This is a genomic window from Streptosporangium sp. NPDC001559 (assembly GCF_042893955.1).
Lineage (GTDB): Bacteria > Actinomycetota > Actinomycetes > Streptosporangiales > Streptosporangiaceae > Streptosporangium.
Genome location: NZ_JBIAVG010000001.1, coordinates 356,368 through 378,168, shown reverse-complemented (window position 1 = coordinate 378,168; position 21,801 = coordinate 356,368). Strand labels below are relative to the sequence as shown.

The window sequence follows — 21,801 nt, the reverse complement described above, 5'->3', positions numbered from 1 at the left end:
CGAGAATGGTGGTGTCTGTCCGACGCGGAGTTCGCCACCGCCCCGGCGGGAACCGTGATCCGCGATCAAGGGCGAAGAGCCGGTGCATCGTCAGACGATCGTAGGAAGAACCGTTTTACTCGGACAAGAGGTGATCGGCTACCCGTCCGTGGACGAGGTCGACGAGGGTGGCGTGCAACTGCTCGACCGGACGGGTGGGATGCAGCGCCCTGCGCTCGATCGAGGTGGTCAGGACCATGCCGAACAGCGCGGTCGCCGCGGTCTCCACGTCCAGGTCAGCGCGGACCACACTCCGGGCGACCGCCTCGCGCAGCGTGTCCGCGTAGACGCCCAGCACCTCCCGCCTGAGCGTGGCGATCGTCTCCTGCCAGGCCGTACGCCACATCTCGGTCAGCAGCACCCGGGCGAAGGCCGCGTACTCCTCGAAGAAGCGCAGCTGCGCCATGATCACCGCGTCCAGCGCCTCCAGCGGGCCCTCCTGGGCCTGGGCCGCCCGGGTCATCGTCTCCGCCAGTTGCCGGATGCCGTGTTCGAGCAGGGCGGTGAAGAGCCCGTCCTTGCTGCCGAAGTTGTAGAAGACCGTGCCCTTGGCCACCCCGGCCCGTTCGGCGATCGCCTCGACGGTCGCCGCCGCGTAGCCGTCCTCGGCGATCACCTCGACCGCCGCGCCGAACAGCCGAAGCCGTGTCGCGGCCCTGCGACCGTCCTCCCCGCCCGAGGCCCGCTGTCTCGTCATGCGCCAACCGTAGTCACAGCGCCAGCTCCGGGTGCAGGCGGCGCATGGTCCAGGTACGGCCCCGGTGCACCGCGTAGACGCTCAGGGCCAGGCCCAGGAGGGTGAACAGGGCCAGCACCCCGCAGGCCTGCCAGGCGACGGTCAGGTCACCGCCGCTGATCAGCCTGCGCAGCGCGCTGACCACCCAGCTCATCGGCAGCCACGGCGAGATCGCCCTGAAGAAGCCCGGTGAGGTCTCGATGGGGTAGGTTCCCGCGGCCGAGGTGAGCTGGAGCATCAGCAGCGCCAGCACCGCGACCCGTCCCGGCGGCCCGAGCAGGGCGTTGACCGCCTGCACGATCGCCAGGAACGCCGCCGTGGTCAGCAGGAGGACGCCCACGACCCCGGCCCAGTGCGCGGCCTCCATGCCGAGCCCGAACCTGATCACGGCCAGCAGCACGCCGATCTGCGCCGCGCCCAGGGCGAGCCCGGGAAGCCAGCCGGCGAGGGCGATCCGCCAGGCGGGAGCCGTACCGGCGAGCAGGCGCGGGTTGAGCGGGCGCAGCACCATGTAGCTCACCATCGCGCCGACCCACAGCGCCAGCGGGACGAAGAAGGGCGCGAAGCCGGTGCCGTAGTTCGGCACCCGGTTGAGGACCTGGCTGGCCAGCCTGACCGGTTCGCTCATCATGTCGGTGCGCCGCGCGCGTTCGTCCCCGTCGTAGTCGGGGATGCGGGCCGCGCCCTCGCCGAGTTTGTCGCTCAGCTCCTTCGACCCGTCGGCCAGTTTGCCGAGGCCGTCGTTCAGTTCTCCGGCGCCCCGGCTCAGCCTGCCGACGCCGCTGTCCACCCTGGCCGCGCCGTCGCTCAGCCTGACGATGCCGCCGTCGAGCCGGGACAGGCCCTGGCTGAGCCGGTCGGCTCCGGTGCCGAGCCTCGTCAGGCCGGAGGTGAGCCGATCGCCGGCCGTACCCGCCTTGCCGAGTCCGGCGCTGACCTTGGCCGAGCCCGCAGCCAGTTCGCCGAGGCCCGCCTCCAGCTGTTTCACGGCCTTCCTGGCCCGTTCGAGGCGGGCACCCGCGGAGGGGGCGATCTCGGCGGCGCGGCCCGCGAGTTCGGAGACACGCCGCGCGTCCCGTCGCAGCCTGGCCGCGGCCTGTCCGTCGTGTGCGGGGCCCGAGGGTTCGCCCGCCTGGGTCGAGGCGGAGAGCCGGTCGGCGATGCCGCGCAGCGCGGAGTCGGCCTCCGGGTTGGCGGCGATCCAGTTCTGCAGCCGCCGTGCCTGCTGCGCGGCTTGACCGGAGACCTGCCTGCCCGATCCGCCCGAGCCGTCCGCGAGCAGAGCCGCGTCCCGCTCGACGGCCTGGGCCAGGGACCGCAGCCGCGCGCCGTTGGCGTTGAGCAGCCTGGTCAGCTCGCCGGCCGCCCTGTCGAGCGCCGCGATCTGGGCGCGGACCTGCCGGTGGACCTTGGCGTTGCCCGCCGCGACCCGTTTCGCGCCGTCGCCGAGCCTGTCCAGGCCCCGGCCGAGTTCGCGCGCGCCGTCTCGCGCCTTGCCCAGCCCGCCCGCCAGTTCGGCCGCCCCTGAGGAGAGCTTGCCGGTCGCCGCGTTCGCGCCGCTCAGGCCGTTGACGAGCTTGCCGGTGCCGTCCTTGGCCTTGTCGAGACCGGTGTCCAGGGCGGAGGCGCCCTCGCCCGCCTTGGCCGCGCCGTCACGCAGCTCGCCCGCGCCGTCGGCGGCCTTGGCCGTCGCCTCGTGCAGCTCACCGAAGGAGACGAAGACCCGGTCCCAGTAGTCCTTCAGCGCCGTACGGCCCGCGGACTCCCTGACCTCGGCGAACACCGCGTCGGAGATCGTGCGCATGACGTAGCTGCGGCCGGTGTCCACCCGCACGCCCAGCTCGGCCGGGGTCGGGGCGCCCTCCCCTGAGGGAGAGGCGAGCCTGGCGCTGAAGTCGGCGGGGATGGTCAGCGACAGGTAGAAACGGCCGTCGTTGACGCCGTCCAGGGCCTGCCGGGCGTCGGTCGTGTGCCAGTCGAAGATCTCACGCTCACGCAGCCTGTCGGCCAGCTCCCGGCCCGCGTCGACCGTCTTCCCGTCCACGGTCGCGGGCCGGTCCTCGACGACCAGCGCGACCGGGATGTCACCGAGGTTGCCCTGCGGGTCCCAGAACGACCACAGGTACAGCCCGGCGTACAGCAGCGGCAGCATCACGACCCCCGCCAGCGCCGCCCTGGTCAGCCGTGACCGGGTGAAGCGCCGCAGCTCCAGGTCGCCCAGCCGAAGTGATCTCATCGTTCCTCCTGGCCCGGCAGGCGCAGCGTCTCGACCGGGCGCGCCTTGGCGTCCCCGGGGGTCGTGGTGGTTTCGAGGGTTCCACCGGCCTGCGGGGGTTCGGGGACCTCGGGGGGTTCCGGGGCCGCCGGAAGCCCATGGGGCTCATGGGGCTCAGGGGGCTCGGTGCACGCGGCGAAGATGGTCAGTCCCAGCGCGGCCAGCTCGGTGAGCGTCGCCCAGAGCGCCGCGCGCCGTCCCGCGTCGAGCCCGGTGTCCACGTTGTCGAGGACGAGCAATCCCGGCTCGTCGAGCAGGGCGAGGGCGAGGCCGAGCCGTACGCGCTGTTCGCGGTCCAGGGCGCGCACCAGGGTCCTGTCGCCGGGGGAACGTTCGAGGCCGGCCAGTTCGAGCGCGGCGCCCGCCCGTGTCTCCTGCCGTCCGCCCCGCCGTGACCCCAGCGGTCCCCGTGCCCGCTCGCGCAGGTGCTCGGCGACCGACAGCGCGGGCTCCAGGTCGTTGACCCCGTCGACCAGGCCGAGCGCGGCCACCCGCCTGATGGTCCTGGGCGTGTGCCTTCCGGCGACCGTGAGCGTGCCCGAGGTGGGTTTCATCCGGCCCGCCAGGGTCAGCAGGAGGCTGGTGCGCCCGCTGCCCGCCTGCCCGGCGACGGCCGTGAGCACGCCGGGGGCGGCCTCGGCGGTGACCTCGCGGTAGACCCAGCCGTGCCCGCCCTTGAGGGAAAGACCGTCGGCGCGCACCGCCACCCCGGTGAACATCTCGCCTCCATTTTTCAAACTGACCAGTCAGTACAAAAAGTAACACAATGAAAAACCCCGCCCGTTCCCGGGCGGGGCCTTTCACATCACCGCAGGTCAGAAGGGTGCGGAGCCGTACTCCTCAAGGAAGAGCGCCTCCGTGGTGATCGTACGGCGCAGCTCCTCGATGACGACACGCTCGTTGGGCGCGTGGATCGAGGCGTCGTCGTCCTCCGCGCCGAAGAGCAGGATCGAGGCCGCGGGGAACTGCCTGACGAGCGTGGAGACCAGCGGGATCGAACCGCCCGCCCCGACGTCGCGCGGCGGCCTGCCGTAGGCGCGCTCCATGGCCCGGTTCAGCGCGGAACGGGCGACGCCGCCGGTGTCGGCGAGGAAGCCGGAGCCGAGCACGTGGTCGCTGAAGCTCACCCTGACCCCCCAGGGGGCGACCTGCCGCAGGAAGGCGAGCACGGCGTCGGTCGTGGCCTTCGGGTCGCCCGCCGGGGGCACCCGTACGGTCACCCGCGCCCTGGCGACGGGCTGGACGGCGTTGATGGCGCCGGAGACGGTCGGCACGTCCAGACCGGTGACCGTGATGGCGTAGGAGGCCCACAGCCGGTCGGCCAGCGAGCCCGAGCCGACCAGGGAGACGTCGTCGAGCACGCCCGCCGTCGCCCTGAAGTCCTCCTCGGAGGGGCCGGCGCCCAGGAAGGTGCCACGGGGCAGGCCGGGGACGCGGATGTCGCCGTGGTCGTCGTGCAGGGAGGCGAGCATCCGGATCAGCGCGGCCAGCGCGTCGGGGGCGGCACCGCCGAACGAGCCGCTGTGCAGCGACTCGCGCAGTGTGCGCACCTCGACGGTGAAGGCGGCCATGCCGCGCAGCGAGGTGGTCACCGCCGGGTCGCCGACGCGGGGGTTGCCGGTGTCGGCGACCACGATCGCGTCCGCGCGGACCAGCTCGGGGTTGTGCTCGATGAAGGACTCAAGGCGCTCCCCGGCGTACTCCTCCTGGCCCTCGACGATCACCTTGACGCCCACCGGGAAACGGCCCCTGAAGGCGCGCAGCGCGGCGACGTGCGTGATGACGCCGGACTTGTCGTCGGCGGCGCCGCGCCCGTGGATGGCGCCGTTGATCTCGGTCGGCTCGAAGGCCGGGGTGCGCCACAGCGCGGGGTCGCCCGCGGGCTGCACGTCGTAGTGCGCGTACAGCAGGACGGTCGGCGCGCCGGGCGGAGCAGGGGCCTCGGCGTAGACGGCGGGGAAGCTCCCTGGGACCGGTATCTGCTGGACGTGCGGCAGCCCCGTACTGCGCAGCAGTTCCTCGGTCACCGCGGCGGCGGCGAACACCGGCTCCTCCGGGTGGCCGGGAAAGGCCACGGAGGGGATGGCGACGAGGCGCTTGAGGTCCTCGACCGCCTGGGGCAGTCCCGCGGCGACGGCGCCCTCGATCTCGTCAGGAGTCACAACGTTCCCTCGCATCTCAACATCTGGTCCGTCCTATTGGATCACAACGAGTGGACGACCCTTCGTCATTGGTGTCCGTTTCCATCGTCCAATGGTTTCGCGTCTCATTCCGTGGGACGGAACCCGGAGGCCGGAGCGGCATGGGTCATGCTCGCGGATTTCGTTGATGTCACGGGAAGTCATTGCGGATTCCGATGTCATTGCAGTCCGTTGCCACGTTTTCACTTGGCAAGGTGATGTTCGGCGTGCAGACTGTGGGGAGCCCAGCTCATCAAGGGAAGATCGCCATGAACCACCCCGAAAACACCGACGTCGCCTCGATCATGAAGGCCGCGCAGGACAACCTGTGGCTGCACTTCACCCGGCACGGCTCCTATCGGGACGCGGAGATGCCGATGATCGTGCGAGGCGAGGGCAGCTACGTCTACGACATCCACGGCAAGCGTTACCTCGACGGCCTGGCCGGGCTGTTCGTGGTCCAGGCGGGCCACGGCCGCAGCGAACTGGCCGAGGCCGCGGCCAAGCAGGCGCAGGAGATGGCCTTCTTCCCGCTGTGGTCCTACGCCCACCCCAAGGCCGCGGAACTGGCGCAGCGGCTGGCCGAGCAGGCCCCGGGCGACCTCAACCGGGTCTTCTTCACCACCGGTGGCGGCGAGGCCGTGGAGACCGCATGGAAACTCGCCAAGCAGTATTTCAAGATCACCGGAAGGCCGCTCAAGCACAAGGTCATCAGCCGTCAGATCGCCTACCACGGCACCCCCCAGGGCGCCCTGTCGATCACCGGCATCCCGGCCTTCAAGCAGATGTTCGAGCCCCTGGTCCCCGGCTCGATCCGGGTGCCGAACACCAACCACTACCGCGCCGACGAGATCACCGGCGTGCCCGGCATGACCCCCGAGCAGTACGGCCACTGGGCCGCGGAACGCGTCGCCAGGGCCATCGAGATGGAGGGCCCCGACACCGTGGCCGCCGTCTTCGTCGAGCCGGTGCAGAACGCGGGCGGCTGCTTCCCGCCCCCGCCCGGATACTTCCAGCGCCTGCGCGAGATCTGCGACGAGTACGACGTCCTGCTCGTCTCCGACGAGGTCATCTGCGCCTTCGGCCGCCTCGGCACCATGTTCGGCGGGCAGAAGTTCGACTACGTCCCCGACATCATCACCTGCGCCAAGGGCATGACCAGCGGCTACTCGCCGATCGGCGCCATGATCGCCTCGGAGCGCCTCTTCGAGCCGTTCAAGGACGGCACCGAGATGTTCGCCCACGGCTACACCTTCGGCGGCCACCCGGTCTCCGCCGCCGTGGCCCTGGCCAACCTCGACCTGTTCGAGCGCGAGGACCTGCTCGGCCACGTGACCCGCAACGAGCCGGTCTTCCGCGCCACCCTGGAACGTCTGCGGGACCTGCCGATCGTCGGCGACGTGCGCGGATCCGGCTACTTCTGGGGCATCGAACTGGTCAAGGACAGGACGACCAAACAGACCTTCGACCTGGAGGAGTCCGAACGCCTCATCCGGGGCTACCTGTCCTCGGCCCTGTACGAGGCCGGGCTGTACTGCCGGGCCGACGACCGGGGCGACCCGGTCATCCAGCTCGCCCCGCCGCTCATCTGCGGACCCAAGGAGTTCGACGAGATCGAGTCGATTCTGCGGTCGGTCCTGACAGAAGCGTGGAATCGGCTCTGACTTCACCCTGGCAGCAGCACAATGGATCTCACCCAATCGTCACGGCATTCGCTGAAACGTCACCACGTTCAGCGGGCCATGCGGTGACATCCTTTGGAAGCTGAAAGGACCGATTATGAAGATCGGCGTGCCTGCCGAGGTCAAGAACCACGAGTACCGCGTCGCCGCTACTCCGGCGGGCGTCCACGAGCTGGTACGACACGGCCACGACGTCTACGTGCAGCGCGGCGCGGGTCTCGGCTCGCACCTGCCCGACGAGGAGTACCTGTTCGCCGGAGCCAAGATCCTCGACACCGCTGACGAGGTGTGGGGCGAGACGGACATGATCCTCAAGGTCAAGGAGCCGATCGCCGAGGAGTATCACCGCATGCGTCAGGGGCAGGTGCTCTTCACCTACCTGCACCTGGCCGCGGGCCCCGAGTGCACCGAGGCCCTGTTAAAGCAGCAGGTCACCGGCATCGCCTACGAGACCGTGCAGGTCGGCGGCACCCTGCCGCTGCTCGCCCCGATGTCGGAGGTCGCGGGCCGCCTGGCCCCGCAGGTCGGCGCCTACAATCTGATGCGCTTCAACGGCGGCAGGGGCGTGCTGCCCGGCGGCGTGCCCGGTGTGGCCCCGGCCAAGGTCGTCGTCATCGGCGGCGGCGTCTCCGGTCTCAACGCCGCGCAGATCGCGGTCGGCATGGGGGCGGACGTCACCGTCCTCGACCTCAACGTCGACCGGCTGCGCTTCATCGACGCGGTCTACCAGGGGCGGCTGAAGACCCTCGTCTCGACCTCCTACGCCATCGAGAAGGAGGTCCTCGAGGCCGACCTGGTCATCGGCGCCGTGCTGATCCCCGGGGCCAAGGCGCCGACCCTCGTCTCCAACGAGCTGGTCTCCAGGATGAAGCCGGGTTCGGTCCTGGTGGACATCGCCATCGACCAGGGTGGTTGCTTCGAGGACTCCAGGCCGACCACCCACGCCGACCCGACCTACCGGGTCCACAACTCGGTCTTCTACTGCGTGGCCAACATGCCCGGCTCGGTGGCCAACACCTCCACCTACGCCCTGACCAACGCGACGCTGCCCTACGCGGTCAAGCTCGCGGGCCTCGGGTGGAAGTCGGCTCTCCAGCAGGACGCGGGTCTGGCGCTGGGCCTCAACACCCACGCCGGCCTGCTCACCAACGACCAGGTCGCCCAGTCCCTCGGCCTGCCGTACACCCCGGTCTCGCAGGTCATCGCCGACTGACCGTTCCACACCGTGACCGTGCCCCGCGCTCCCGGCGCGCGGGACACGGCCCCCCTCTCCGGGTACGGCCCCGCGCTTCGGTTCCACGCAGGAAAGCCGTTTTCGGACGCCAATTCCCCGCATATCGTGCCGAGTTCGAACGGCGGAATGTCACGGCCGGGTTGTTCTCAGGTGCCAGCGCTTCTCAGAGAGCGCCGCTTCTGAGCACCGACATCCGCTCGAAATACTCCTCGGCGCCGAGCTCGCCCCTGGCGTACCGCTCGGCGAGAATCCGCTCGGCCGCCGCCGTCGTGCCCTCCTGGGGCGTCTGGACCTCAGGGCGCCGCCACGGCCCCAGGCCCCGGCGCCGGGCCCGCACCACCAGCGTCGCGACCCCGGCCCACACCAGCACCCAGAACACCGGGAAGACCGGCCACCAGGGCACGTGCCACCCCCACGGCGGAGCCGCCGCGACGACCTCGTGACCCACGGCGAGAACGTTCATCTCCTACCTCCTTCGACGCCTCCACCCTTCCGCGCGGGACGCGACGGGCAATCGCCCCCACGTCCCATCACGGCGTACGGCGCCGGGCGTACCCGGGGCCGGGGTGGATACGACCCGCTCAGGAGCGCACGAAGACCGAGGTGTCCAGCGTGAAGCCGACCGGTTCCGGCAGGTGCACGGGCGAGCCCATCGCGACCCGGGTGGAGGTCAGGTAGGCCCCCTCCTTGGGGTCGCTGAGGACCGTCACGGTCGCCGGGGTGGCCACGGGGTCGATGATGACCATCACCGGGATCTCACCGAGGGCGTAGATGCCGGGCTTCCTGTCACGGTCGTCGGCGACACTGCCGGGCGAGACGATCTCGGCCACCATGATCAGGCCGGACGACAGGAGCTCCCGCTCCCCCCAGCGGGGGCAGTCGGGCGGGGCGAGGACGAAGTCGGGCTCCACGGGGTCGCGAGGCCCGTCGATGCAGACGTCGACATTGCCCGTGTAGGCATGCCAGCCGCGCTCCCTGACCAGAGGATGCAGCTCGTAGGAAAGAAGCGTCGCAGTCCAGCCGTGTTCGGGGGTGCCCACCGGGCTCACTATGAGTCTCCCGTCGATGATCTCGGTGCGAAGCCCGGGAAGCTGGGGGAGGGCCTCGAACAGTTCGCGTGGCGTCCCGGGCAGGGGGTGGGACGCGGTTTCGGGAGTGGGCCTCAGAGTGGCGGGGCGCCGTCGTGACATCATGAGCACGATTGTTTCCCTTCGTGTCCTTGGGAACACGCAGGGTATCGCCGACATGCCGTGCGGGCATGGGTTTTCCCTGAAAACGATCACAGCCAGCCGGGGCGGACCAGGCCGGACTCGTAGGCGATGACGACGAGCTGGGCGCGGTCGCGGGCGTGTAGTTTCATCATGGTCCGGCTGACGTGCGTCTTGGCGGTCGCGGGGCTCATGAAGAGCCGCTGGGCGATCTCGTCGTTGGTCATGCCGGTGCCGACCAGGGTGAGGACCTCCCGTTCGCGGTCGGTGAGCAGGGAGAGGTCCTGGGAGGGGTGCGGCGCCTTGGCCCGGCTGGCGTACTCGGCGATCAGACGGCGGGTCACCCCGGGGGACAGCAGCGCGTCCCCGGCGGCGACGACGCGGACGGCCTGGATGAGCTCGGCCGGCTCGGTGTCCTTGACGAGGAACCCGCTGGCGCCGTTGCGCAGCGCCTCGAAGACGTACTCGTCGAGCTCGAAGGTGGTCAGGATGATGATCCTCGGCCCCGGGGGCATCTCCCTGGTCGCGGTCAGGCCGTCCATGCCCGGCATCCTGATGTCCATCAGCACCACGTCGGGCCGGTGCTCGGCGGCAAGGCGCAGCGCCTGGGCGCCGTCGGAGGCCTCGGCCACGACGGTCATCCCGGGCTGGGCGTCGAGCAGGGCGCGGAACCCGGCCCTGACCAGTGCCTGGTCGTCGGCGAGAACGATCTTGATCATGCGGGTTCCTCCGGGATCGGCAGCCGGGCCTCGACGCGGAAACCCCGTCCGTGCGGACCCGAGGACAGGGTGCCGCCAAGGGCCGTGGCGCGTTCGCGCATGCCGGGGATGCCGTTGCCGCCGCCCAGAGGCTCGGCCGCGCCGACGCCGCCGGTGTCGGTGACCCGGATCAGCAGCTCACGCGGGCCGTACCGCAGGAGCACGGTGACGGTCGAGCCTGGGGCGTGCCGGGCGGCGTTGGTCAGGGTCTCCTGGACGATGCGGTACCCGGCCCGGTCGGTCCCCGGGGGCAGTGCCCTGACCCGGCCCTCGATCTGCCGTTCGATCGTCAGGCCGCCGTGCTCGGCGCGTCCGGTGAGCTCGTCGAGGCGGTCGAGCCCGGCCGTGGGGGAGCGGGGGGCGCCCTCGCGGAGCACGCTGATCACCGAGCGCATCTCGGTCAGCACGTCCTTGGAGGCCTGTTTGATCGTGGTGAGCGCGGTACGGGCCTGCTCGGGGTGGTCGTCGATGAGGTGCAACGCGGTCGAGGCCTGCACGTGGATGAGGGAGATGTTGTGCGCCAGCACGTCGTGCAGCTCCTGGGCCATGGTCAGGCGCTCCTCGCTGGCCTGCCGCCGGGACTCCTCGGCCTCGACCCGCCTCCGTTCGGCGATCCGCTCGCGCCTGGCCCTGGTGTACTCACCGGCCGCCAGCACCACGCCGATGAAGGCCGCCACGGCCAGGTTGTGGTACCAGGAGGGGATCGGCAGGTTGGCGGCCCAGGCCGCGTAGGACAGGAGGAAGGCGTACATCAGCCCGCCGGTCAGCCAGGCGGCCCTGCGGTGCCCGGCGGAGACGGCGCAGTAGAGCGCGATGGCCGGGCTGGCGAAGACGGGACCGTAGGAGTATCCGAGGACGACGTACGCCCAGGTCGCGACCTGGGTCACGGCCAGGCTGACGACGGGGTTGCGGTGCCGTACGGCCAGGGCGAGGGGGCCCGCCAGCAGCAGCGCGTATCCCACGGCGTCCAGCGGGACCCGCATCAGCCCGGCGCTGTGCACCTGGTTCCACTGGGCCCCGGTGCTGCCCGCGACCTGGACGACGGCCACCAGGAACGGCAGCAGCGGGAGGGGAAGGCGGGTGACGCGCACGGTGAGCACTTTACGTCCCGGCCCTGACCTGCGCGTCCGCCCCCCGCGGCAGACGGCACTACACCGCCGGGCGTAGGAGGGGGCTGACATGGGCGGTCAACTGAGTCAAGCTGGGCTGCGGGAGGCCAACATGATCAGTCGAGGCTCAACCGTGCTCGCCGCCGCGATTCTGGCGGGAAGCTCCGTCCTGCTCGTACGGCCCGCCACCGCGGCCCCGCAGCAGGAGAAACAACCCGTCGCCGAGGGGTACGGCGGCGCGGTCGCGACCGTGGACCTGGACGCCAGCAGAGCCGCGCTCGGCGTGCTGCGCAGGGGCGGAAACGCGATCGACGCCGCGGTCGCGGGCGCGGCCACGCTCGGTGTCACCGAGCCCTACTCGGCCGGGCTCGCCGGGGGCGGCTACATCGTCTACTACGACGCCCGCCACGGCAGAGTGCACACCATCGACGGCAGGGAGACGGCGCCGAGGGCGATGCGGTCCTCCTCGCTGGAGGGCGTCCCGTTCGACGACGCGGTGACCAGCGGCCTGTCCGCCGGGGTCCCGGGCAGCGTCGCGCAGTGGGAGCTGGCCCTGAGAAGGTTCGGCACCCTCTCGCTCGGTCAGGCGCTCAGGCCCGCGATCGAGGTCGCCTCACGGGGGTTCACGGTCGACCAGACCTTCCACGATCAGACGGCGTCGAACGCCGCCCGGTTCAAGGACTTCACCTCGACCGCCAGGCTGTACCTCCCCGGGGGTGCGCCGCCCGCGGTCGGCTCGACCTTCCGCAACCCGGAGCTGGCCGAGACCTACCGGCAGCTCGGCAGGCGCGGCGGCTCCTGGCTGTACGGCGGGCGTCTCGGCGCCGAGATCGTGGCCACGGTCAAACGGCCGCCGGTCACCCCCGGCTCGACCAGGACCGTACGGCCCGGCCTGATGGAACTGTCCGACCTGGCCGCCTACCGGGCGGTGGAACGCCGGCCGACCAAGGTCACCTACAAGGACATGGACGTCTACGGCATGGCGCCCTCCTCCTCGGGCGGTTCGACGGTCGGGGAGGCGCTCAACATCCTGGGGGCGGTGCCCAGAGTGGGGGTGCACGAGTACCTGGAGGCCTCCAAGCTGGCCTTCGCCGACCGGGGGAAGTACGTCGGCGACATCCCCGGCGTGCCGCTTGAGCAGCTGCTGTCCGAGGGGTTCGCCAAGGAACGCGCCTGCCTGATCGGGGAGCGGGCGATCCCCGCCCCGGCCGCGCCCGGTGACCCGGACGGCTCCTACGGGGCGTGCCGGGCCGTACCGCAGGAGAGTGCGAAGCCGATTCCCGCAGAGGGGCCGGAGACCACCCACCTGGTGGTGGCCGACCGGTGGGGGAACGTCGTGGCCTACAACATCACCATCGAGTCCACCGGCGGCAACGGCATCGTCGTCCCGGGGCGGGGGTTCCTGCTCAACAACGAGCTGACCGACTTCACCTTCGGCCCGGCCCCCGGCGACCCCAACCTGCCGGGTCCCGGCAAGCGGCCCCGCTCCTCGATGGCCCCGACGATCGTGCTGAAGAACGGTGAGCCGTTGCTGGCGGTCGGTTCGCCCGGCGGTTCGACGATCATCACCACGGTGCTGCAGATCCTGGTCAACCGCTGGGACCTCGGCATGACGCTGCCCCAGGCGCTGGCCGCGCCGCGCGCCACCCAGCGCAACACCGCGCAGACCCAGGCGGAGCAGGGCTTCATCGACCGCTACGGCCCCGAACTGACGGCCAGGGGCCACAGTCTCGTGCTGAACCCGGAGATCGGCGCGGCGACCGGCCTTGAGTTCCTCGGCGGCGGCAGGGTCCAGGCCGTCGCGGAGCCGGTCAGGCGAGGGGGCGGCAGCGCGCTGGTGGTGAGCGGGCGCCGCTGACGACCTCTCGGCCCCGGAGAACGCGAAACGCGCCGATGGCGAATGCCGTCGGCGCTGCGTTCTGTCAGGGTGACTCCGGGGGAGTGGCCCTAGCGGAACAGGAGGAAGGCCAGGACCGCCACGATCAGAACTCCGACCACGATCAGGATCGGGGTGAGCAGCGACCGCCCGGCGGGCGCGGCCTCGGGCTCGTTACGCTGGGCGAACGCCTTGAACTGCTGGGTGTTGCCCGCAGGGTCCATCTGAGGTTCAGACATGGGGCTGACTCTAGCGACATCCATGACCGCGTCACTACCGGTTCGTGTCACTTTCGTAGGCATCCATGGTGCTTGGGTATTCGGTGGGTGATGCTGAAGACAGGACCACCGGGTCGGGCGGATAGCGTGGTGTCATGCTCCGGACCCTGTTCTCTCCTCGCGCGCTGGTGCTCCACCTGCTCGCGATCGGAGCGCTCGTCGTGTGCGGGCTGCTCGGCCGCTGGCAGCTGGGGGTGTTCGAGGACTCGGGCAGGCCCCAGGCGGCGCAGGACCCCGCACCGGTCGCCGTCACGACCCTCACCCAGCCCGGCAGGCACATGACAAGCGAGGCGGTCAGCCGCAGGGTCACCGCCTCGGGGACCTACGACGCCTCCAGGCAGTTGCTGGTCGCCGGACGGGACGGCGGGGCGTGGCTGCTCACCCCCCTCGACCTCGGCGACGGCACCTCCGTCCCGGTCGTGCGCGGCTGGGTGCCCGGGGCCACGGACCCGGCCGCGGGGGCGGGCGCCGTACCGTCGGGGACGGTGACCGTGACCGGGCGCCTGAAGCCCTCGGAGGCGACCGACAGCGTGCGACGCGGGGGTGAGCGGCTGCCCGAGGGACAGGTGCTCACCGTCTCGTCGGCGGAGCTGGTCAACCTGTGGCGCGGGGTGAGACTGCGGGACGGGTTCGTGATCGCCACCGCCCACAGCCCGGCCCCGGCCGTGGCGGTCAAGCCGGTCGCCGTCGCCCCGCCGACCGAGCCCGGCGGCTTCTCCTGGCGCAATCTCGCCTACGCCGCCCAGTGGTGGATCTTCGGTCTCTTCGCGGTCTTCATGTGGTGGCACTTCCTGCGTGACATGGTGCGAAGCCGTACGGCGGAGCGGGAGCAGGAACCCGAGCCCGCCACGGCCTGAGGCCCGTGGAAGCCGACATATCGTTTAGTGTCCCGAACTCCCAGACCGAGGTAGATGACGTGGAATCCGCCCTCAAGCCCTTTCGCATCCTGGCGTACGTCGTCGGCGTGATGCTGCTCGTCCTGGTCACGTGCATCGTGCTCAGGTACGGCTTCGACATCGCGGGGCCGTCGAGGGTCGTCTCCCCGATCCACGGGTTCCTCTACATGCTCTATCTCGTGGCCGCGATGAACCTGGGCATGAAGGCCCGCTGGTCGTGGCCGTACATCGTGGGCGTGATGCTCGCGGGCACCGTCCCGCTGCTGTCGTTCGTCTTCGAGCGCAAGGTCACCCGGCGGGTCGAGGCCGAGCTCGCGGCGGCCTGACCGGCCTCTCACGGCCGGTCCTCATGGCCGGTCTCTCATGGACGGGCGGGGCCGCGGGGGTGCCGCGGCCCGTCCGGTGGTCTACGTCGGTGTCAGCGGCCGAGGCCGCGCTTGCGGGCGCGCTTGAGCCTGGCGCGCTGCGACGGGTCGAGCATCAGGTAGCCCACGATCGGGGCGGCGATGACGCCCAGGACCACGAGCGTGAACAGCAGACCGGGCAGGAACAGCCACGACAGGAACACCACCGCGCCTGCGCCGAGCAGGTACTTCTGGACCGGCGACATCGTCAACATCCTCCGAACGCGGAGCGCGCGCCCCGCCTGTCGTTCATTGTGCGTCTCCTGTCCAACGCGTGGGCGCCCTCCCGGGTTCCATCCGAGATATATCGTGTTGGCCCATCTGAGATCAGTGGCCCCGGGTGAGCGACTCGACCCCCCACCTGGCCGCGGTGAGGGCGTTGCGCATGATCTCCTCATCGGCCGGACCGGCGGAGTTCTGGTACTGGACGAAGAGCAGCAGGTTGTTGACCCGGACGATCACGGTCACCGAGTAACTACCCCCGGAGACCTCGCCCACGACGGCCTCGTTGCCCAGTCCGCCGACGGGCCTCAGGGGAGTCTGCGGGCTTTCGTAGTCGTTCGTTCGCTTCTTGGCGGCCGTGGCCACGCGGTGAGCGAGGGCTTCGGAGGCCTTGGCCGCCGACGGATACAGCTTTCCCTCGGCGGAGAGCAGACGCTCGAGGTTCCCCGGGTCGTTGTCGTTCGCCGTACCCCAGATGGGATGGTCATCCGTGCCGGTCGGCTCGGTCTTCACGCCGAGCTGCCCGAGCTGCTCGGCGGTGAAGAGCCCCTTCGCGGCGGGTTTTCCGGTGAAGGGCCCGGGGTCCACGTACGGCGCCGTCTCGACCACGGGCGCGGAGGAACGGGTCAGGCCCCAGACGACCCCTCCGGCGACCGCGAGCACCACGGCCGCGACGGCCGCGACGACGAGCGGGGACCTGAGCGGCGACCTCGCGGGCTTGGGGGAGACCTGTTCGAGCGCGAGACGGACCGAGGTCGCGTCGGGACGCAGGGCGGGATCGGCCGCGAGCAGGCCCTCGACGATCGGCGCCAGCACGCCCGACCCCGTGGTCACCCCGCCGGTGAGGTCGGAGGGGGCGGCGAGCGGCGAGCCGTCCGCCATCCTGGGGACGGTCATCGACCCGGTGTTCGGCGCCCTGCCCTCCATGGCGGTGAACAGGGTGGTGCCCAGATCCCGCATCTCGTCGGCGCCGGAGGGGTTCAGGATGCCGGTCAGCACGACCCGGCCGTCCGCGGTGAGCACCACCGTGTCGGGGGTCGCGGCCAGGTTGACGCCCCGCTCGTGGGCGGCGTTCAGCGCGTCCAGCACGCGCAGGCCCACCTCGGCCGCCCGCTCGGGGGGAAGGGGGCCCTCGTGCCTGACGATCTGGACCAGGGAACGGCCCGTCACCGCCTCGGCGACCAGCCACATCCGGTCGGGGGCCGAGATCACGTCGTGCAGGGTGGTGACCCCGGGATGCCTGAGGTCGGCCGCCGCGCGGATCTGGGTGAGGAGCCGGTCACGGACGGGGCCGGGAGGCGGCAGCCGTACCTCGGCGATCGTGACCTCCCTGCCGAGCAGCTCGTCGCGGGCCCGCCACGAGGTGCCGGTGTGGTCACGGCGTTCGAGCAGCCGGTAACGCCCGGCCAGCAGACCGGGATCGGGGGACACGTCAGTCACGGCTGTTCAGCTCCTCGGCGGCGAACCTGGCGGCGCGCAGGCCCCGCGTGCGCAGTTCGGGACTCACCCGCTTGGCCTTCTCCGACAGGCTGACCTCGACCAGCAGGTTGCTGATCCGGAAGCGGATCACCATGCTCACCCGGTCGAGGGAGCCCACGTCGTAGGTGAAGGCCTCGGCGCCGACCCGGTTCACATCGCGCAGCGGGCCGACCCAGCCGACAGGGGAGGTCCCCTCGTCGGCCTTGGCCTTGACGCGTTCCGCGGCGAAGAACGCGTGGGCGACCTCCGGCGCCGTTTTCCCGGAGACCGGGGTCTTACGGGTGAACTGCACCCTGAGAGAGGGGCCGTCCGAGGGGTCGGACCAGCTGCAGTACGCCTCCTTGTCCCCCCTGGCCTTGTCGGAGAACGGGGCCGAGGTGGGGCCGAGGGTGCGGACCTGGGCGGCTTCGAGCATGGAGCACGGGTCGGGGTCCGCCGAGAACCGTCCCGCGCCCGCCTCCGCCGTCGTCCCGGACGGGGACGGCGAGGGGGAGGGCGTCGCCGTACCCCCGGTGGCGAGCAGCACGGCGGTCGTCACCCCGGCCGCCACGACCGCGGTCCCACCTCCGACGAGCCACCCGGTCCTGATCCGCCCCGCCCGTCGCGATGCTCCACCGGGTTCGGTGACCGGCTCGGCAGGGGTCAGCGGGCCCGCGGGCAGCCCCTGCGCCACCCGCTGCAACGCCGTACGGAGCATCGCCTCACCGGGCCGCAGCCGGGGATCCTTCTCCAGTACGGCCAGCAGCACCGGAGCCAGGTCCCCCGCGCGGGCGGGGAACGGGGTCGGCTCGGTCAGCACCGCGCCCAGGGTCGCCACCGGGACACCCCGCTGGAACGGCCCCCGCCCCTCGACGGCGGCGTAGAGCGCGGCGCCCAGGGACCACAGGTCGGCGGCGGGGCCGTCGTCGCCGCGCAGCCGTTCGGGGGCGATGTACCCGGGGGAACCGACCAGCGAGTCCGCCGAGGTCAGCTGGGCGTCCCCCTCGACCGTCGCGATGCCGAAGTCGGTCAGCAGCACCCCGCCGTCGTCGGCGAGCATGATGTTGGCCGGTTTCACGTCGCGGTGCATGATGCCCCTGCCGTGCGCCATGGTCAGCGCGTCGAGCACCGCCACCCCGATCGCGGCCACCCGCCGGGGCGGCAGCGGCCCCTCCGCGCGGATCACCCGGTCGAGGGAACGGCCCCGGACGAGGTCCATCACGATCCAGGGGCGCCCCTGCTGGGCGATGACGTCGTGCACCGCCACGATGGACGGGTGGCTCAGCCGGGCCGCCGCCCTGGCCTCGCGGAGGGTGCGTTCGTACGCCTCCACCCGCTCGGCCTCGGTCAGGTTCCGGTTGAGCAGCACCTCCTTGATCGCGACCTCGCGGTGCAGCAGCTCGTCCCTGGCCCGCCAGACCACTCCCATCCCGCCCGCGCCCAGCCGGTCGAGCGCACGGTAACGGCCCGCGAGGACGGGCGGCGTCTGGTCAGCCATTGGTCTTCAGGGAGGCGCTGAGCCAGCGGGCGACCTTCTCCGCGCCCGCCGCGATCTGGCCGTCCGAGTCGTTCTTGACGCCGTACCGGCTGTAGTCGATCTCCGCGACCAGGTTGCTGATCCGGAGGACCACGGTGACCCGGTACGCCCCGCCGTACAGGTTGTACTGGTTGAAGACCCCGGTGCTGAAGGCCTCCTCACCGACCCCCTGGAGGTCCTTCGGCGTCGTGGGCTTGGGGGTGAGCACCTTGATCTTCTCCAGGATGTCCTGCCGCTTGCCGGACAGGTACTGCTTGGCGCGCGCCACCCCGGAGGCGTCCTGCTTCTGGGCGACCAGCCGTACGCTGAGGTCGAACTTCTCGACGCCCGGTTTGTGTAGGTCGAGCGAGGCGAGCCAGTCGCAGGAGGAGAACTCGACCTCGGAGCTACGGAAGCCGGGCACGACCTCGGCGGCCTGCTTGTCGTCCAGCAGGCTGCACGCCCTGGGCGCGGAGGCGAACAGGGCGCCGCCGGGACCGGGGGTGCGGGCCTCGGCCTCGACGGGGGCGCCGATCCGCTGGGAGAGCAGGACACCGATGGTGACCGCCATGGCCAGGAGCAACCCGCCGGTCAGCCCGACGATCGGGCGGGGCACGAGCACCCCGGAGGAACGCCGCGCCGGCGTGGGCGGTCGCGTCGCGCTCTCCTGGATCGGCGCCACCGGAACCGGCTCACGCGGGGCGGGGGCCTGCTGGACCTGCTGGATCTGGGGCTGCTGGATCTGGGGCTGCTGGATCTGGGGCGCAGGGGGCTGTGGTGCCGGGGTCTGCGGCTGGGGGTGCGGGTTCTGGGGCTGGTTCGGGAAGGGCGAGGTGGGGATGGCCCCTTCGAACTCCGGCGGTGACTCCGGCGGTGGCCCGGCCAGCAGTTCGGCCAGCGGCTTCGACGGTGCTCCGGGTACCGCGTCGCGTACCGCTCGGGTCGGCGGTTCGGGCAGCGGCTCAGGCTGGGGCCCGGGTCGTGGTTCGGCCTGACGGCTGTTCTCAGGGCCGTTCTGGGGACCGTTATGGGGGTGTTCTTGGGGGCTGGGCGGTCCTGATTGTCCGGTTGGTTCCGGTGCTCCCTGGGCTCCTGACGTTCCTGGAGATCGCGGCGGTCCCGGCGGCCCTGACGGCCCCGACGGTCCTGACGAGAACGGGTCCGAGCTGAACGGGCCCGAGGTGAAGGGGCCTGAGGTGAACGCCTCGGAGGGCCCTGAGGTGAACGCCTCCGAAGGGCCCGAGGTGAAGGCCCCCGACGGTCCTGAGGTGAACGCCTCCGAAGGGCCCGAGGTGAAGGCCCCCGACGGTCCTGAGGTGAACGCCTCCGAAGGACCCGAGGTGAAGGCCCCCGACGGTCCCGAGGTGAACGCCCTCGAAGGGCCCGAGGTGAAGGATTCCGAGGGTCCTGAGATGAACGCCCCGGAGGAGAGGGGGTCGGAGGAGAACGGGTCCGAGGGATACGAGGAGGCCGGGGGGATCGTCGGGAGATCCACCGGGAAGGGCGTGGAGGCCGCCCAGGGGGACGGCGGCGGCACCGCGTCCGCGCGGACCGGCGGCAACGGGGTGTGGCCGCCGTTGCGGGACAGGTCGAGCAGGGTGTTGCGCAGCACCCCGGGCTCGGGCCGCTGGGCGGGGTCGCCGGAGAGCAGCGCGAACAGCACCGAGCCCAGCATCCCCGCGTTGTCCAGGGACCCGCCGGGCGAGGGAGCGCGTCCTTCGACGGCGGTGTAGAGGGTCGCGCCAAGCGACCACAGGTCGGCCGCGGGCCCCGTCACCCCTTCGGGGGCGGTGAACGCCGGGGAACGCAGGGTGGGCGCGGCGAGAGTGACCTGGTCACGGGGGCCGACCAGCACCGAACCCGGACGCACGTCACCGTGGAGCATCCCCCGGTTGTGCACGGCCACGAGCTGGTCCAGTACGGCCAGGCCGATGGTGGCGGCCTGCTGCGGGGTCAACGGTCCGGCCCGCTCGACCACCTGCTCCAGTGAGGACTGTTCGAGCACCGCGGAACCGGGCGCGTTCACCGCGTGCCTGCCCGAGCGCCTTCCCTGCGAGCCCGGGACGTCTGGACGGTTCATCCTCTCGCTTTCTGCTTGTTCAGTGCCTGCGCGACCCAGGTCGCTGCGGTGTGGGCGCCCGCCTGGATCGCGGGACCGTCCTTGGAACCGTCGACCACCGTGTAGGTGACGTCGAGGACCAGGTTGTCGACGCGGAGGATCACGTGACTCTGTTCGAGCCTGCCGGTCTTCCTGTTGTCGTACAGGTCGTAGCCGAACGCCTCGTCCCCCACGGGCTTGACCGTGAGAGGTCCCGTGGTCCTGGCCGAGTGCATGGCCGCCCCGATCTCGGACCAGCCCCACCCGATCTGTCCGCTGGGCAGTGTGCCGTTGCGCTGGTTGACGAAGAGCTCGTGGGCCTGGCGCGGGCTCTTGCCCCACTGTTTGCCGGGGGGAGCGGGCTGGACGTCAAGGCCGATTCCGCGGCTCATCCACTCGCAGCCTCCCTGGTTGGTCGGCTTACCCGGGGCCTTCACGGCGGGCAGGAGCCTCTTGACGTCGGCCGTGGAGATCAGCCCGCACAGGTCCACCGGGACGGTGAAGGCACCCGGCTTCTCGCTGAGCCTGGGCGGTCCCTGCTGGACCGTACGGCCGAAGGCGAAGTGGGCCACCCCCGTGGTCGCCGCGATGACCGCGACGACCGCCGTGACCTCGACGGCCGCCCACACGAGGGTGCGCCTGCGGTTGCCCGCGAGGACGGGCGCGGCCTCGGGTCCCGCCGCGGGAAGGGGCTCGGGGGCGGAGGAGACGACGGCCACCTCGGTGCCGGGGCGGCCGAGGGCGATCTCCTGCAGGATGCGGGCGGCCTCCTCGAAGGAGGGCCGCTCCTCGGCCTTGGGGGCGAGCATCCGCATGAGCAGCGGGCCGAGATGCCCCGCCCGCTCGGGGGGCCTGGCGGGGTCGGTCAGCACCCGGCCGATCGCCGCCACGGGGCTCTCCGCCGGGTGCGGGGGCGTTCCCTCGACGGCGAAGTAGAGCGTCGCGCCCAGCGACCACAGGTCGGAGGCGGGACCGCCGCGTTCGCCGCGCAGGCGTTCCGGGGCGATGTAGTTGGGGGAGCCGATGAACTGGCCGGTGCGTCCGGCCGTCTCCTCTCCCTCGACGGCCGCGAAGCCGAAGTCGGTCAGTACGGCCCGCCCGGTACGGGTGAGGAAGACGTTGCCCGGCTTGACGTCCCGGTGCACGACCCCGGCGGCGTGCGCGGCGGCCAGCGCGCTGAGGATTCCCACGCCGACCCTGGCGACCTGGTGCACAGGAAGCGGCTGCCGTCTGCTGACGGTCTCCTCAAGGGAGGCGCCGGACAACAGCTCCATGACGAGCCAGGGACGCTCGTGCTCGATCACCACGTCGTGGACGGTCACGATCGAGGGGTGCTTGAGGCGGGCGGCCAGGTTGGCCTCCCTGAGGGCGGAGGCGCACGCCTCCTGCCGCCGGACGGGGTCGAGGCCCGGCGGGAGCCGTACCTCCTTGACCGCCACGTCACGGCGGAGCATCTCGTCAGCGGCGAGCCAGACCGCCCCCGTGTCGCCCTCGGCGAGGGGATTGAGCAGCCGATAGCGGCCCGCTAGCACTTGAGTGTCGATCCCACCCACCCCGTTCGCCGTCCCATCGCGGACAGCAACATAGCCACTTAGCGCCATATGAACCAATGAATGAGGACTTGCTGAAACGAAAGGTGGCCGCGCACGGGGTGCGGAGTTATCCACAGAACGGGATTCGGTGCCGATGGCCGTTCCCGGATCGGGCCATCCTGTCGGTGTGACGTCCACGGTGACGGTTCCGGGGAGGCGGCTGTGCCCCGCTCGGAGGCCGGTTTATTCGGTTGAGCGCGGGTCGCCCGGCCGGTTAACGTCTGCCCGCCGGTCCTCAGG

At 71.4% G+C, this 21,801-nt stretch carries 19 protein-coding genes; 5 read left to right on the top strand and 14 right to left on the bottom strand.

Annotation, left to right across the window (positions count from 1 at the left end; translation table 11 throughout):
- Nucleotides 1-115: 115 nt before the first annotated feature.
- The 4 genes from ACFYY8_RS01680 to ACFYY8_RS01665 all read right to left on the bottom strand — a co-directional run bounded on the left by ACFYY8_RS01680 (nucleotide 116) and on the right by ACFYY8_RS01665 (nucleotide 5,212).
- The gene (locus ACFYY8_RS01680) at nucleotides 116-736 is read right to left on the bottom strand and encodes a TetR/AcrR family transcriptional regulator (RefSeq protein WP_390036080.1); all 621 of its coding nucleotides are present in this window, start codon (nucleotides 734-736) and stop codon (nucleotides 116-118) included.
- Between the two features lie 13 nt (nucleotides 737-749).
- On the bottom strand, nucleotides 750-3,011 hold the full coding sequence (locus tag ACFYY8_RS01675; RefSeq protein ID WP_390036078.1) for a YhgE/Pip domain-containing protein: 2,262 nt from the start codon (nucleotides 3,009-3,011) through the stop codon (nucleotides 750-752).
- Nucleotides 3,008-3,769, bottom strand: a complete 762-nt coding sequence (locus ACFYY8_RS01670) for an ATP-binding cassette domain-containing protein (protein WP_390036076.1) — start codon at nucleotides 3,767-3,769, stop codon at nucleotides 3,008-3,010. The genes ACFYY8_RS01675 and ACFYY8_RS01670 overlap by 4 nt, the downstream gene beginning before the upstream one ends.
- Before the next feature lie 96 nt (nucleotides 3,770-3,865).
- Nucleotides 3,866-5,212, bottom strand: a complete 1,347-nt coding sequence (locus tag ACFYY8_RS01665; RefSeq protein ID WP_390036074.1) for a M20/M25/M40 family metallo-hydrolase — start codon at nucleotides 5,210-5,212, stop codon at nucleotides 3,866-3,868.
- A gap of 287 nt (nucleotides 5,213-5,499) precedes the next feature.
- Between ACFYY8_RS01665 and ACFYY8_RS01660 the strand changes: the two genes are divergently transcribed.
- The gene (locus tag ACFYY8_RS01660) at nucleotides 5,500-6,894 is read left to right on the top strand and encodes an aspartate aminotransferase family protein (RefSeq protein WP_390036072.1); all 1,395 of its coding nucleotides are present in this window, start codon (nucleotides 5,500-5,502) and stop codon (nucleotides 6,892-6,894) included.
- A 115-nt stretch (nucleotides 6,895-7,009) separates the two neighbouring features.
- Nucleotides 7,010-8,125, top strand: a complete 1,116-nt coding sequence (gene ald, locus ACFYY8_RS01655) for an alanine dehydrogenase (protein WP_390036070.1) — start codon at nucleotides 7,010-7,012, stop codon at nucleotides 8,123-8,125.
- A gap of 184 nt (nucleotides 8,126-8,309) precedes the next feature.
- Here ald and ACFYY8_RS01650 read toward each other — a convergent pair whose 3' ends face one another.
- The 4 genes from ACFYY8_RS01650 to ACFYY8_RS01635 all read right to left on the bottom strand — a co-directional run bounded on the left by ACFYY8_RS01650 (nucleotide 8,310) and on the right by ACFYY8_RS01635 (nucleotide 11,203).
- On the bottom strand, nucleotides 8,310-8,609 hold the full coding sequence (locus tag ACFYY8_RS01650) for a hypothetical protein (protein ID WP_352009788.1): 300 nt from the start codon (nucleotides 8,607-8,609) through the stop codon (nucleotides 8,310-8,312).
- 118 nt (nucleotides 8,610-8,727) lie between these two features.
- Nucleotides 8,728-9,339, bottom strand: coding sequence for a Uma2 family endonuclease (locus ACFYY8_RS01645; protein WP_390036068.1), 612 nt, complete (start codon nucleotides 9,337-9,339; stop codon nucleotides 8,728-8,730).
- An 86-nt stretch (nucleotides 9,340-9,425) separates the two neighbouring features.
- The gene (locus ACFYY8_RS01640; RefSeq protein ID WP_352009786.1) at nucleotides 9,426-10,073 is read right to left on the bottom strand and encodes a response regulator transcription factor; all 648 of its coding nucleotides are present in this window, start codon (nucleotides 10,071-10,073) and stop codon (nucleotides 9,426-9,428) included.
- Nucleotides 10,070-11,203 (bottom strand): sensor histidine kinase, encoded by a 1,134-nt coding sequence (locus tag ACFYY8_RS01635; RefSeq protein ID WP_390036065.1) that lies wholly within the window; start codon nucleotides 11,201-11,203, stop codon nucleotides 10,070-10,072. The genes ACFYY8_RS01640 and ACFYY8_RS01635 overlap by 4 nt, the downstream gene beginning before the upstream one ends.
- Nucleotides 11,204-11,333: 130 nt before the next feature.
- Between ACFYY8_RS01635 and ACFYY8_RS01630 the strand changes: the two genes are divergently transcribed.
- The gene (locus tag ACFYY8_RS01630; RefSeq protein ID WP_390036063.1) at nucleotides 11,334-13,079 is read left to right on the top strand and encodes a gamma-glutamyltransferase family protein; all 1,746 of its coding nucleotides are present in this window, start codon (nucleotides 11,334-11,336) and stop codon (nucleotides 13,077-13,079) included.
- Nucleotides 13,080-13,168: 89 nt separating this feature from the next.
- On the opposite strand, the gene ACFYY8_RS01625 is transcribed toward ACFYY8_RS01630, so the two are convergent.
- A complete protein-coding gene (locus ACFYY8_RS01625) occupies nucleotides 13,169-13,336 on the bottom strand; it encodes a hypothetical protein (protein WP_352009783.1) in 168 nt (55 codons plus the stop codon).
- 134 nt (nucleotides 13,337-13,470) lie between these two features.
- Between ACFYY8_RS01625 and ACFYY8_RS01620 the strand changes: the two genes are divergently transcribed.
- Nucleotides 13,471-14,232 carry an SURF1 family protein gene (locus ACFYY8_RS01620; RefSeq protein WP_390036061.1) on the top strand — a complete coding sequence of 254 codons (762 nt, stop codon included), beginning with the start codon at nucleotides 13,471-13,473 and terminating at the stop codon, nucleotides 14,230-14,232.
- Between the two features lie 59 nt (nucleotides 14,233-14,291).
- A complete protein-coding gene (locus tag ACFYY8_RS01615; RefSeq protein ID WP_352009781.1) occupies nucleotides 14,292-14,597 on the top strand; it encodes a DUF3817 domain-containing protein in 306 nt (101 codons plus the stop codon).
- Nucleotides 14,598-14,689: 92 nt separating this feature from the next.
- Here the strand turns inward: ACFYY8_RS01615 and ACFYY8_RS01610 are convergent, their stop codons facing one another.
- From ACFYY8_RS01610 to ACFYY8_RS01590, 5 genes are all read right to left on the bottom strand, one after another.
- Nucleotides 14,690-14,881 (bottom strand): hypothetical protein, encoded by a 192-nt coding sequence (locus tag ACFYY8_RS01610; protein ID WP_352009780.1) that lies wholly within the window; start codon nucleotides 14,879-14,881, stop codon nucleotides 14,690-14,692.
- A 121-nt stretch (nucleotides 14,882-15,002) separates the two neighbouring features.
- On the bottom strand, nucleotides 15,003-16,337 hold the full coding sequence (locus tag ACFYY8_RS01605; protein ID WP_390036058.1) for a hypothetical protein: 1,335 nt from the start codon (nucleotides 16,335-16,337) through the stop codon (nucleotides 15,003-15,005).
- A complete protein-coding gene (locus ACFYY8_RS01600) occupies nucleotides 16,330-17,853 on the bottom strand; it encodes a serine/threonine-protein kinase (protein WP_390036056.1) in 1,524 nt (507 codons plus the stop codon). Before ACFYY8_RS01600 ends, ACFYY8_RS01605 begins: the two co-directional genes overlap by 8 nt.
- A complete protein-coding gene (locus ACFYY8_RS01595) occupies nucleotides 17,846-19,951 on the bottom strand; it encodes a hypothetical protein (protein WP_390036055.1) in 2,106 nt (701 codons plus the stop codon). Before ACFYY8_RS01595 ends, ACFYY8_RS01600 begins: the two co-directional genes overlap by 8 nt.
- Complete coding sequence (locus ACFYY8_RS01590; RefSeq protein WP_390036053.1) at nucleotides 19,948-21,501, bottom strand: serine/threonine-protein kinase; 1,554 nt, start codon at nucleotides 21,499-21,501, stop codon at nucleotides 19,948-19,950. Before ACFYY8_RS01590 ends, ACFYY8_RS01595 begins: the two co-directional genes overlap by 4 nt.
- Nucleotides 21,502-21,801 lie beyond the last annotated feature (300 nt).

Bases quoted from the DNA above. Each gene is read 5' to 3' on its own strand.
- ACFYY8_RS01680 (WP_390036080.1), bottom strand. From the start codon at position 736: ATGACGAGACAGCGGGCCTCGGGCGGGGAGGACGGTCGCAGGGCCGCG.
- ACFYY8_RS01675 (WP_390036078.1), bottom strand. From the start codon at position 3,011: ATGAGATCACTTCGGCTGGGCGACCTGGAGCTGCGGCGCTTCACCCGG.
- ACFYY8_RS01670 (WP_390036076.1), bottom strand. From the start codon at position 3,769: ATGTTCACCGGGGTGGCGGTGCGCGCCGACGGTCTTTCCCTCAAGGGC.
- ACFYY8_RS01660 (WP_390036072.1), top strand. From the start codon at position 5,500: ATGAACCACCCCGAAAACACCGACGTCGCCTCGATCATGAAGGCCGCG.
- ald (WP_390036070.1), top strand. From the start codon at position 7,010: ATGAAGATCGGCGTGCCTGCCGAGGTCAAGAACCACGAGTACCGCGTC.
- ACFYY8_RS01650 (WP_352009788.1), bottom strand. From the start codon at position 8,609: ATGAACGTTCTCGCCGTGGGTCACGAGGTCGTCGCGGCGGCTCCGCCG.
- ACFYY8_RS01645 (WP_390036068.1), bottom strand. From the start codon at position 9,339: ATGATGTCACGACGGCGCCCCGCCACTCTGAGGCCCACTCCCGAAACC.
- ACFYY8_RS01640 (WP_352009786.1), bottom strand. From the start codon at position 10,073: ATGATCAAGATCGTTCTCGCCGACGACCAGGCACTGGTCAGGGCCGGG.
- ACFYY8_RS01630 (WP_390036063.1), top strand. From the start codon at position 11,334: ATGATCAGTCGAGGCTCAACCGTGCTCGCCGCCGCGATTCTGGCGGGA.
- ACFYY8_RS01625 (WP_352009783.1), bottom strand. From the start codon at position 13,336: ATGTCTGAACCTCAGATGGACCCTGCGGGCAACACCCAGCAGTTCAAG.
- ACFYY8_RS01620 (WP_390036061.1), top strand. From the start codon at position 13,471: ATGCTCCGGACCCTGTTCTCTCCTCGCGCGCTGGTGCTCCACCTGCTC.
- ACFYY8_RS01610 (WP_352009780.1), bottom strand. From the start codon at position 14,881: ATGTCGCCGGTCCAGAAGTACCTGCTCGGCGCAGGCGCGGTGGTGTTC.
- ACFYY8_RS01600 (WP_390036056.1), bottom strand. From the start codon at position 17,853: ATGGCTGACCAGACGCCGCCCGTCCTCGCGGGCCGTTACCGTGCGCTC.
- ACFYY8_RS01595 (WP_390036055.1), bottom strand. From the start codon at position 19,951: ATGAACCGTCCAGACGTCCCGGGCTCGCAGGGAAGGCGCTCGGGCAGG.